We start from the raw sequence: 11,303 nt of genomic DNA, 5'->3' as shown, positions 1-11,303 counted from the left end.
ACACACCTTCTTTAACATTATGAACCGGAGAATACCCTTTTAAATATTCAAACATCTCCTTGCTGTCTTCTGCTGTACCATAATCATATGCCCATCCTGCTCCTGCAGTAAAAGTGTGATAACGCAACATATCCAAAACACCAACAGCAGGTAATGCTACTTTCATTAAATCAGGTCTTTGAGTCATTGTCGCTCCGACTAATAACCCACCATTAGAACCTCCGCGAATAGCTAAATAATCAGAAGAGGTATAGTTATTGGTAATAAGATATTCACCTGCAGCTATAAAATCATCAAATACATTTTGCTTTTTCATTTGTGTTCCGGCATCATGCCAAGCTTTTCCATATTCTCCACCACCTCTTAAATTGGCAACAGCATAAACACCACCCTGTTCCATCCATACGGCATTTGCGATGCTAAAACTAGGAGTCAAAGAAATATTAAATCCTCCATAGCCATAAAGAATGGTTGGATTTTTCCCATTAAGACTAATGCCTTTTTTGTAAGTTATAATCATCGGAACATCAGTGCCATCCTTAGACTTATAAAACACTTGTTTGCTTTCATAATCCTCGGGATTAAAGTCTATGCTAGGTTTACGGAATAATTCTGAAGTTCCAGTTTCAATATTATATTTATAAATACTTCCCGGGGTTACATAATTTGTAAACGAATAGTATAATTCTTTTTCTTCCTTCTTTGCTCCAAACCCATTAGCACTCCCTACTCCTGGTAGTTCCACCTCTCTTATCAATTGACCGTTATAATCGTACTGTAAAACCTTTGAAACAGCATCTACCATATATTTTGCAAAAAATGTTCCTCCTCCAGTAGAGGGTGTTAGTACATTCTCGGTCTCTGGAATAAAGTCTTTCCAATTTTCTGGTCCAGGATTAGACGCATCTACGGTAACTACACGTCTATTAGGTGCATCTAGATTAGTCATGATGTAAAGTTTGGACCCTACATTTTCAATGATGTTTGAATCTGAATCGGTATGTCCTAAGATTTCAACTAATGGAGCATCAGGAACGTTTAAATCTTTAATGTACAATTTGTTTCCAGAAGTAGAAACTCTTGGTGTGATTATAAGGTAGCGGTCGTCTTCCGTTACACCACCATAAATATATCTATGTTTTTCTTCTGGTGTCCCTCCATAGATTAATTGATCTTCGGATTGTTTTGTGCCTATTTTATGATAATAAACTTTATGCTGATCTGTTTTAGCTGATAATTCGCTTCCTTTAGGTTTGTCATAACTTGAATAATAGAAGCCTTCATTTTTGTACCAGGACATACCGCTAAATTTAATATCTATAAGGGTGTCTTCAACAATTTCTTTGGTCTCCACGTCCATTACAAGAATCTTTCTCCAGTCGCTTCCTCCTTCAGAAATGGCATATGCTAGTGTTTTCCCATCTTTAGAAAAACTAGTACCTCCTAATGATATGGTACCGTCTTCTTTAAATGTATTAGGATCAAGGAACACTTTGGCAGTACTTGGGTCGTCGCCTGTTTTATATCTGTAAATCACATATTGATTTTGAAGTCCATCATTCTTGTAGAAATAGGTGTAATCTCCTTCAACAAATGGAGATCCTATTTTCTCGTAATTCCAAAGTTTTGTTAAGCGGTCTTTTAGTTCTTCTCGGTATGGGATATTCTCCAAGTAACCAAATGTGGTTTCATTTTGAGATTTAACCCAAGCTTCGGTTTGTTTACTTCTATCGTCTTCTAGCCAACGGTAAGGGTCAGCAACTGCAACATTAAAGTACGTGTCTACAGTATCAACCGTTTTAGTTTCAGGATATTCTAATGTAATAAACTCTCTCACGTTTTCTGTTTCATTTTTACAAGAAACAAAAATACTTAGTGCAGCTGTAACTAGAAGTAATTTTTTCATAATAGGTCTTTTTGATATTAAGCAATGTTAATCTCAAAGATAAGTATTAACAAAATTGACTAAATCAAAAATTTCTTAAAACTTATAGTAAATTGGGAACCCAATAATAAGCGAATACCAACAAATTTTTTAATTAATTAGTTGAAATACAAAAAACTATCGCTATTATGAAGTCTTTAAATGCAGTTGCGACTCTTATGAAAACTAGTAACGAGTGTTACATTTTGGCCTTATACTAAGACTTGTTTGACCAAATATTCCGCTATTTGAATTGTATTAGTAGCAGCACCTTTCCTTAAATTGTCACTAACAACCCAAAGATTTAAGGTCTTTGGTTGAGAGCCGTCACGTCGTATTCTTCCGACAAATACATCATCTTTACCATTAGCGTACATTGGCATTGGATAAACATTGACATCAAGATTATCCTGTACTGTAACTCCGTCGGTTGCATTTAGAAGTTTTCTAACTTCAGTTAGGTCAAAGTCATTTTCAAATTCAACATTCACAGCTTCGCTATGGCCGCCAGCAGTAGGTATTCTAACTGCAGTTGCAGTAACAGCAATCGATTTGTCATTTAGGATTTTTTGAGTTTCTCTAACCAACTTCATTTCTTCTTTTGTATAGCCATTGTCCTCAAAAACATCACAGTGTGGAATAGCATTTTTATGAATTTGATAATGATAGGCCATTTCTCCTCTTTTACCAGCAATTTCATTTTCTAATTGCTCAACGGCTTTAACACCTGTTCCAGAAACGGATTGGTATGTAGAGACAACGATGCGCTTAATTTTATACTTATTGTGCAGTGGTGCTAATGCCATAACCATTTGAATGGTAGAACAGTTTGGATTAGCTATAATTTTATCATCTTTAGATAATAGGTTAGCATTAATCTCTGGTACCACAAGTTTCTTAGTGGCATCCATTCTCCAAGCAGAAGAATTATCGATAACTGTGGTTCCTACCTCAGCAAATTTTGGAGCCCATTCTAATGATATACCACCACCTGCCGAAAATAAAGCAATATCTGGACGCTTTTCAATAGCCGAAGGAATACTTATAACCTCATGTTCAGTCCCTTTGAATATTATTTTTTTTCCTACTGAGCGCTCAGAAGCGACTAAAAGTAATTCATCAACCGCGAAGTTGCGTTCCTCTAATACATTAAGCATTACATTACCTACCAAACCAGTTGCACCAACTACAGCTATTTTCATGTGTTTTTATTAAAAATGAACCACAAAGCTAATCAAAAATTTACCCTTATTATATAATTAATTTTGGCCTTTAACAATTAAATCACAAATTGTTAAATATATAACAATTTAGGATTCTTAAAAGAAAAACCCAAGCGATTGCCTGGGTTTGATTAAGAAAATATAATGTAGCGGTGTCGCCAACGTTTATTTCTTTAAAGAATCTCTAATTTCTATCAATAAATCAATTTCTGATGGACCAGCTGGTGCTTCCGGTGCCGGTTCTTCTTTTTTATTTATTTTATTAACTCCTTTTACAATCATAAACATCACAAATGCTACAATTATAAAATCAATAACATTGGTTAAAAATGTTCCGTACTCTAAAAATACTTCTCCAACCTTTTCACCAGCGTCATTCAGTTCACCTTCTTTTAATTGAAACTTTAATGACTTAAAATCGGAATTGAAGATTAATCCAACTAATGGGGAAACAATGCCTCCTGTAAATGACGCGACTACATTATTAAAAGCAGCACCCATAACAAAACCAACAGCAATGTCGACCAGATTGCCTTTCATTGCAAATTCTTTAAATTCTTTTAACATAATTAGTTAGTGTTTTAATTATTATGCCGCTAAAGTAACGAATTTTAAGATATGTTAAAATTTTAACATTCAGACACGTTAAGATACTTACGCTTTACGCGCTGTGAAATAGCAGTAATTAGTTCATAGGAAATGGTGCTTGCAGTTTCTGCCAATTGAGAAGCTTTAGTGGTCCCATCAAAAATTATGACTTCATCACCTTCGCTGCAATCGATATCAGTTATGTTCACCATAATCATGTCCATACAAACATTTCCAATTATTGGTGCTTTTTTGTTATTAATAAATACGTAACCATTCCCATTCCCGTATGATCTACCTATGCCATCAGCATGGCCTATTGGGATGGTTGCAGTTTTTTCAAATCCTCTAGCCTTGTAAGCTCTATTATAACCTACAGATTCACCTTCTTCAATACAATGAATTTGAGAAATTACAGATTTAAGCGCGGCAATTGGTTTTAATTGATTGTCTTCTTCTTCAGAGTTACCAAATCCAAAAAGTCCAATACCACACCGTACCATGTCAAAATGCGCTTCAGGATAATTAATGACGCCAGAAGTGTTACAGAGATGCCTCCAAGGTCGATAATCTAATTTACTGTTAAATTCTAAAGCTATAGAATCAAATGCTTTAATTTGTCGTTTTGTGAAATCAACTTCCTTAATGTCTTCACTAGCTGCTAGATGAGAAAATAAAGATTTTACTCTTACTGATTTTGTACTATTTATTTTCGATATGACATAATCTATATTACTGTCCCAAAAGCCTAGGCGATTTAATCCAGTATTAAATTTAATATGTACTGGATAATTGTTCTGCATTTCACTTTCGGCAACCCTAACAAACTCATTTAAAACCTTGGAGTTGTAAAGGCTAGGTTCTAAGCAGCGATTAATAATAGTTTTAAAATTTACAGGTTGGGGATGCAGCACTAAAATGGGTGTTTTTACACCAGCGTCTCTTAGAGCAATACCTTCATTTGTGTAGGCTACAGCAAAATAATCCACCTGTAATTGTTCCAAATGTTTGGCAACTGCTATAGAATCGCTTCCATAAGCAAAGGCCTTAACCACTGCTAAAAACTTAGTTTTTGAATCTAATTTAGATTTAAGGTAATTAAAGTTGTGAGATAGTGCGCTAAAATCAATCTCGAGAACCGTTTCAGTTGCTTTAGGCATTTGATTTTTTTTCTTTAGATTTCACCTCCTCAGGATCATTTACTTTCATTTGCCTTACCTTATCTCTAAGCATACTTTTGTAAAAGGCTGCTCTGCTTAAAGGCTCGTATTCATCTACCTCTCCTAGTAATACCAAATCATCGCTTTTTGCTTTTCTGTAACTGTACTGGGCTAAATTCCCTGTTTTTGTACATATGGCATGCACTTTAGTTACATATTCAGCTGTTGCCATAAGATATGGCATAGGCCCAAACGGATTTCCTTTAAAATCCATATCAAGTCCAGCTACGATAACACGTATACCTTTATTGGCTAGATCATTACAAACACGTACAATCTCATCATCAAAAAACTGAGCTTCATCTATACCCACAACATCGCAGTCATCTGCCAAAATAGGAATATTAGCTGCTGCAGGTACTGGAGTAGATCTTATTTCATTTGAATCATGGGAAACAACCATTTCATCATCGTAACGAATATCAACGGCTGGTTTAAAAATTTCAACCTTTTGCCGCGCAAATTGAGCGCGCTTTAATCGTCGAATTAGTTCTTCAGTTTTCCCAGAGAACATTGACCCGCAAATCACTTCAATCCACCCAAATTGTTCTTTATGATTTACTGTATTTTCAAGAAACATTTCGTAAATTTAGCACTAAAAGGTAGTATTTATTCGTTTGTATAAAGGTCAATCAAAATTATTAAAAATCAAAAGTAAAAATGAAAAAGAAATTAGAATCAGAATTAATTAGTATAGCACACCGGATTCTAAAATTAAAGGGTAGAGAAGACGTGGATAGAATGCATGAAGAGGTTACTCAGTTGTATGAGAAATTGACCGTTTTAAAGTTTGCTCATGAGAATTTTGAAGATGACATGCCAACAATTGGTAATGACTCTTCGTTCTTTGACATGTTAGATACAGCATTTAATAATAAAATTAGTGACAATATAGAGGTTGGTAATAAAACTTACATTAATGTCGATGAAAGAGAAGATGACGGCATTATGGAGCCTGTTATGGAAAAGATAAAGGACATGGTTGCTCAAATGCCTGAAGAAGCACAACAGGTAGATGTTTTGTTTGAAGAAGCGGTCGCTAACGAAAAACCCACTACCATAGAATTTGAAACCATATCCTCTGATTTTGCAGACCTACCAGAATTTGAACCTATTGAAGAAGCTCAAAAAAGAGAAGCTGAAAAAGGTAAAAAATCATTAAACGATCAATTAAAAGGTCAGAGTTTACAAATAGGGCTCAACGATAAGATCGCTTTTATTAAGCATTTATTTGATGGTAAAAGTGAAGATTATAACAGAGTTATATCTCAAATCAATACTGCAAATTCTTTAGTTGAAGCTAACAGGTTAATCTCAGAGATGGTTAAACCAGATTATAATAACTGGTTAGGTAAAGAGGAATATGAAGAGCGATTTATCGAAATAGTCCAAAGTAAATTTAGTTAATTAATGCGGGCTAAGAATATTGTCTATTGGGTAAGTTCAGTCTTACTTTGCTTTGTTTTTTCGTATTCTGCCTTTATGTACTTTTCAAAAACCGAGATGGTTCACGGTTTTTTTGAAAGTTTTAATTACCCAACTGACATTGTTATTCCATGAGCGATACTCAAGGTAATTGGGGTTGTAGTGATTTTATTAAGACCTAAAGCATGGCTAACAGAATGGGCCTATGCAGGGTTTTTCTTTGATCTTATTTTGGCTACAACTGCGCACCATTTTGCCGATCATCCTTTAGGGTTATTCTTTTATACTGTTTCTATCTTATTTATATCCTATTTCTTAGGGAACTATATCAGAGCCTAATTTAATAATTGAGATAAATATAGCCCTGATAAGAGGTATCTAGTGCATTTATTTCTAAATCATAAAAATAAGTGCCTACAGGAAGTAGCTCTGAGGAATTAGGGAATCCCATATTGGCTTTGCCACCCCAAGTGTTCGCATAATTATTTCCTTGATAAATTTGTGCACCATAGCGGTTGTAGATTTTAATTGTGTTTTCTGGAAAATCTTCAATACATGGAATAACTAAAACATCGTTTTTGCCATCACCATTAGGTGAAATACCTTCTGGGATTTGCAAACAATTAGAAATTTCAACACTCGCACTATCTTCATTGTTAGAAGAGTCTCTATCAATTTCAGAAAGGCTATTTAAAGCAGCGACGTTTAATAAATTTATCGAAGAAACAACCTGAACATTGATTTGTAACGTAGCACTTTCATTTGGCATTAAGCTTGGAATAGTCCATATTAAGGAGGATTCATCAAATCCACCCATACTTGATACAGCAGAAATAAACTCATAACCTTGAGGTAACACGTCAAGGATTTCGATATTAGTACCTTCTGAAGTTCCAAAATTAGAAGCAGTGATGGTAAATGTTGTTTGATCACCAATAATAACTTCAAATGGCTCAACAGTCTTTGTTATTGCAATATCCACATTTGATGTGTCTATTATTACATTTAAAGTTGCACTTGTTTGTGATGTGTCAATATTGTTTGTATTGCTAAAATTTGAAAAATTATTAAGATAAGATCCAGCAGTATCAGAAGTCACCATTACTGAGAATGTACAGCTTTCAACGCCATCCGGGAATATGAGGTCTGAAATACCAACTGAAGTATCACCAATATTACCATTAAATACAGCTGTGCAGCCATTTGCTTCTACCCAATTAGGTATACCGGATAAAACCACTCCATTAGGAAGGTTATCTATAAATGCAATATTATTTTGGGTTGGATTACTAGCAATATTAAAAATTGTAAAAACAAGTTCACTTTCTCCTCCTTCAAAAATCGTTTCTGGCAAAAAGAATTTATCTAATTCTGGTGAAATCACCTGAACACTATTAATAGAAATATTGGTTTCAGGAGTAACCTCTTCATTATTCGCTGCACTAGGAAATGCTTCTGCAACATTATTAAAGGCTCCGCCAAAAGCAGGTGCAATAACAGGAATACTTATACTAACCGTAGATCCAGCATCAATTACGGGTACAATTCCTGTAATTGTGTTGCCATTAATGTTAAAATTAGAGATGCAGGTCGCACTCCCAGAGCTTACAGTACATGTTGGGCTGCCAGAAATTGTAAAAGCAGCATTAAGTACATTTTCAAATTCAATATCTATAGCAGTAGAGCTGGTAATACTGTTGCTAATATCTACGATCCAATTAAGAGCCTCTCCTGTTTCAACTTGTGTAAATTCAGGATAAGTTTGTACGACTAAATCTACACATGGGGCAAAATAGGTTGCAACTTCAGCTATATTATCCGATAGGTTCGTTTCAACAACGTCATTCACATGGCTTACTCTAACTACATTTTCTCCTATTATTAGTGAGGTTGAACATTCTGGTTGCCAATCTACAGTTACACTAAAGGTTACAGAACTGTTGGCAGGAAGTATCCAATTATCTTCAGGTAAGACTTCCCAAAAGGTATCAAAACTACCATCCTCAGTCACACCATCATGAATTACACCTACATAAGCATTATTAATACTAAAACAATTAGCACTACCTGTTGTTCCAATACATTCTACCGATGTCAGCATAGCATTTAATGCAGTGGCACTAGATGGAGGTACTGGCATATGGTCTTGAACTTGAATCGGTTGGTCTGAAGTACCAGAATTAGTAATTATAATCTCGTAAGTAACTTCTCCCCATTCTGTAGTGTTTTGAGGGGTACCGCCAACAGGCAATTCAGGGCTAGTTTGAACTTTTGATACCTGAAGAGCATATGAATCACCAATATCACAAGGTTCTTCAAGCGGAAGTTCTATATTATTAAAGAAAGAGTTGTTATTTGGATCAATATCGACCAGTTGTGAATCAACAAGTACAATCTCGCTTTTAATCGATGCTTCAACCTGATTTGGGAATGGATTACAAGGAGGCTCAATGAATTTAACGACAGTTTCAATAAGTATGGTTGTATTTGGTTGCAAGGTAAACTCACTAGTCACCCATAATTGTCCATTATCAGATATGGTGAAATCATCACAAGCTAGAGAACTATTGGTTGTAATACAATTCACAGAAATAATATCCCAATCTACATTAGGGGATAAGTTCTGCATAAAGATAAGCACTGGTGCTTCTAGAGGTCCATTATTACAAATGGTTGTTTCAAAAGTAACTTCTTGATCATATTCTATATCAACAGATAAATCTGGATTGGTTTGTATGGTTTCCACACACACATCAGTTTCAGGACAAGGATCTGCACTGAGTAAATCTGTCAGTACACCATTTGATACATTAGGAGATACATTAGAATGTCCTAAAGCTATTCTAATAAAACTCTCAACATCGATTGGGAATGGATTTGACGAACAAGCAAGACTAGAGTATCGATAAACCAATTCAATTGTCTAGCTTCCACCAGACGTGAATTCTACAGCTTCGTTAAAAATAAAGTTAGAAGGGGCAGTAATTAAGGATGTGGCAGATACTGTATTTGAAAAGGTATTGAGATTTGTTAAATCAGGACACAGTGTTCCATTAGTACTACCAATACAATCTAATGATACAAATTCTGAAAAAGGTAAGCCATTTTCGGGCAGTGATTCTAGAAGTAATTTCCCTTCAATAGCGTCAACCAGAAAATCAATAGCACTATTATTTGTGATAGTGAATTGATAGGTAACTTCGTCTCCCCAAGCATCAATGGCTGTTCCTTCTGCTGGCTGAATTTGCACATGAGAAACCGTAAAGTCTATTACAATATCTAATACATCGATAGAGATAATAGATTGATTATTGCTAGTATTTGTATCAGTTGTTCCATTAGGAGGACTAATCGTTCCGTTGGCTGCTATCCCACCAAGGTTTGTTGGGGCAGTAACCGCAACCAATAACTCAACACTAGAATTGTTTGGAAGGTCTGCAATGATTCCAGTTAAAACATTCCCCGTGATATTAATTCCCGAAACATCTGTAGCCCCATTAGTATTATTTTGTGAAGTCGTACTGTTAATAATTAAATCATCATCAAAGTCTATGGATATATTAGCGTTACTAACAGTATTGCCAGAATTAGAAATGGTAATGAGGTATTGAAAATCTTGATATATATCTACCTGTGATACAGCACTCCCACCTAAATTTTGTGCTTCAATATTAATAGATAAATCTGTAGTTTGACTTTGAGCTTGCGCATATAAAAAGCATAAAAACAATAAGCATAATTGTTTAATCATCTGGAATTCTTGGATTGATAGTTAATAGCTTAAAGGGGAGGAATATTAAATATAATAGATAATTTTTGAATTCTCCTACTTATTGCCCTTATATGTAACTAAGATGTCAAATACTTTAAATGGTTGCGTCATCTTGTAGAAAAGATTGTAAATTTGATTTGAAACTATCTCATTTATGAAGCTATTCCTTGTACCAACGCCAATAGGAAATCTTAAGGATATTACCTTAAGAGCTATAGATGTTTTAAAAGAAGTTGATTTAATCTTAGCTGAAGATACACGTACTTCAGGTAAACTTCTGAAGCATTATGATATTGTTACTCCAATGCAAAGTCATCATATGCATAACGAGCATAAAATTGTGAAGGCTTTAATCGAAAAATTAAAATCAGGATTATCGATTGCCGTTATAAGTGATGCTGGTACACCAGCAATTTCTGACCCTGGGTTTTTATTGGTTCGTGCTTGTGTAGAAGTGGGTATTGAGATTGAAACTTTGCCTGGAGCAACGGCATTTGTTCCTGCCCTTGTTAATAGTGGTTTACCGAATGATAAGTTTGTTTTTGAAGGGTTTTTGCCTGTAAAAAAAGGACGTCAGACAAGACTCAATTTATTAGCAGAAGAAACAAGGACCATGATTTTTTATGAAAGTCCACACAAGCTCATTAAAACTCTAAGACACTTTTGCGATTATTTTGGCGAAGATCGTCAGGTATCAGTATCAAGAGAGTTGACAAAACTATACGAGGAAACCATTAGAGGAACGGCTAAGGAGGTTTTTGAACACTACACCAACAAACCACCTAAAGGAGAGATTGTTATTATAGTGGCTGGAAAAAAGTAGTGAATGTATTACTTAATAATATCAGTCAATGTAGCACCTGTAAAGCGCATTTACCTTTAGGTCCAAGACCCGTCGTAACAGCACATCCAAAATCCAAAATTGTTATTATTGGTCAGGCTCCTGGAAAAAGGTGCATCAGTCGGGAATTCCTTGGAATGATCAAAGCGGTAAAAAGCTACGAGAGTGGTTAAATGTTACAGATGAGGAATTTTACAATACAGAGAACTTTGCCATTATACCAATGGGATTTTGCTATCCTGGAAAAGGAAAAACAGGAGATTTACCACCACGGCCAGAATGTGCACCACAATGGCATGACGCTTTATTA

Annotated in this window: 10 protein-coding genes and 1 pseudogene; 4 read left to right on the top strand and 7 right to left on the bottom strand. The window is 35.1% G+C overall.

What is annotated here, in order from left to right:
- From HRU49_RS12520 to HRU49_RS12500, 5 genes are all read right to left on the bottom strand, one after another.
- Positions 1 to 1,906: prolyl oligopeptidase family serine peptidase (locus tag HRU49_RS12520; protein WP_296357673.1), on the bottom strand; the 1,906-nt coding region annotated here is incomplete at its 3' end.
- Between the two features lie 230 nt (positions 1,907 to 2,136).
- On the bottom strand, positions 2,137 to 3,126 hold the full coding sequence (locus HRU49_RS12515; protein WP_296357671.1) for an aspartate-semialdehyde dehydrogenase: 990 nt from the start codon (positions 3,124 to 3,126) through the stop codon (positions 2,137 to 2,139).
- 186 nt (positions 3,127 to 3,312) lie between these two features.
- Entirely contained in the window at positions 3,313 to 3,714 is a 402-nt protein-coding gene (gene mscL / locus HRU49_RS12510; RefSeq protein WP_296357669.1) for a large-conductance mechanosensitive channel protein MscL, read from the bottom strand.
- A 62-nt stretch (positions 3,715 to 3,776) separates the two neighbouring features.
- The gene (gene alr, locus HRU49_RS12505) at positions 3,777 to 4,895 is read right to left on the bottom strand and encodes an alanine racemase (RefSeq protein WP_296357667.1); all 1,119 of its coding nucleotides are present in this window, start codon (positions 4,893 to 4,895) and stop codon (positions 3,777 to 3,779) included.
- The gene (locus HRU49_RS12500) at positions 4,888 to 5,535 is read right to left on the bottom strand and encodes a thymidine kinase (RefSeq protein WP_296357665.1); all 648 of its coding nucleotides are present in this window, start codon (positions 5,533 to 5,535) and stop codon (positions 4,888 to 4,890) included. The genes alr and HRU49_RS12500 overlap by 8 nt, the downstream gene beginning before the upstream one ends.
- 80 nt (positions 5,536 to 5,615) lie before the next feature.
- Here HRU49_RS12500 and HRU49_RS12495 point away from each other — a divergent pair, with 80 nt between their 5' ends.
- Entirely contained in the window at positions 5,616 to 6,362 is a 747-nt protein-coding gene (locus tag HRU49_RS12495; RefSeq protein WP_296357663.1) for a hypothetical protein, read from the top strand.
- 180 nt (positions 6,363 to 6,542) lie between these two features.
- Entirely contained in the window at positions 6,543 to 6,719 is a 177-nt protein-coding gene (locus HRU49_RS12490; protein ID WP_296357661.1) for a hypothetical protein, read from the top strand.
- Position 6,720: 1 nt separating this feature from the next.
- Here the strand turns inward: HRU49_RS12490 and HRU49_RS12485 are convergent, their stop codons facing one another.
- Together HRU49_RS12485 and HRU49_RS12480 are read right to left on the bottom strand one after the other, a co-directional pair.
- The gene (locus tag HRU49_RS12485; RefSeq protein ID WP_296357659.1) at positions 6,721 to 9,294 is read right to left on the bottom strand and encodes a gliding motility-associated C-terminal domain-containing protein; all 2,574 of its coding nucleotides are present in this window, start codon (positions 9,292 to 9,294) and stop codon (positions 6,721 to 6,723) included.
- Between the two features lie 9 nt (positions 9,295 to 9,303).
- Positions 9,304 to 10,131 carry a hypothetical protein gene (locus tag HRU49_RS12480; protein ID WP_296357657.1) on the bottom strand — a complete coding sequence of 276 codons (828 nt, stop codon included), beginning with the start codon at positions 10,129 to 10,131 and terminating at the stop codon, positions 9,304 to 9,306.
- Between the two features lie 175 nt (positions 10,132 to 10,306).
- Between HRU49_RS12480 and rsmI the strand changes: the two genes are divergently transcribed.
- Both rsmI and HRU49_RS12470 read left to right on the top strand, forming a co-directional pair.
- A complete protein-coding gene (gene rsmI / locus HRU49_RS12475; protein ID WP_296357656.1) occupies positions 10,307 to 10,975 on the top strand; it encodes a 16S rRNA (cytidine(1402)-2'-O)-methyltransferase in 669 nt (222 codons plus the stop codon).
- A pseudogene (locus HRU49_RS12470) lies at positions 10,975 to 11,303 on the top strand (uracil-DNA glycosylase family protein); the annotation flags it as partial. The gene rsmI and the pseudogene HRU49_RS12470, both read left to right, overlap by 1 nt.

The organism is Winogradskyella sp. (assembly GCF_013213975.1).
In the GTDB taxonomy this organism is placed as follows: Bacteria; Bacteroidota; Bacteroidia; order Flavobacteriales; family Flavobacteriaceae; genus Winogradskyella.
Note: the sequence above shows the minus strand (reverse complement) of the source record. Positions and strands in the feature narration are given on the sequence as shown.

Excerpts from the sequence above, each read along its gene's own strand:
- HRU49_RS12515 (WP_296357671.1), bottom strand. The coding sequence starts at position 3,126 with ATGAAAATAGCTGTAGTTGGTGCAACTGGTTTGGTAGGTAATGTAATG.
- mscL (WP_296357669.1), bottom strand. The coding sequence starts at position 3,714 with ATGTTAAAAGAATTTAAAGAATTTGCAATGAAAGGCAATCTGGTCGAC.
- alr (WP_296357667.1), bottom strand. The coding sequence starts at position 4,895 with ATGCCTAAAGCAACTGAAACGGTTCTCGAGATTGATTTTAGCGCACTA.
- HRU49_RS12500 (WP_296357665.1), bottom strand. The coding sequence starts at position 5,535 with ATGTTTCTTGAAAATACAGTAAATCATAAAGAACAATTTGGGTGGATT.
- HRU49_RS12495 (WP_296357663.1), top strand. The coding sequence starts at position 5,616 with ATGAAAAAGAAATTAGAATCAGAATTAATTAGTATAGCACACCGGATT.
- HRU49_RS12480 (WP_296357657.1), bottom strand. The coding sequence starts at position 10,131 with ATGATTAAACAATTATGCTTATTGTTTTTATGCTTTTTATATGCGCAA.
- rsmI (WP_296357656.1), top strand. The coding sequence starts at position 10,307 with ATGAAGCTATTCCTTGTACCAACGCCAATAGGAAATCTTAAGGATATT.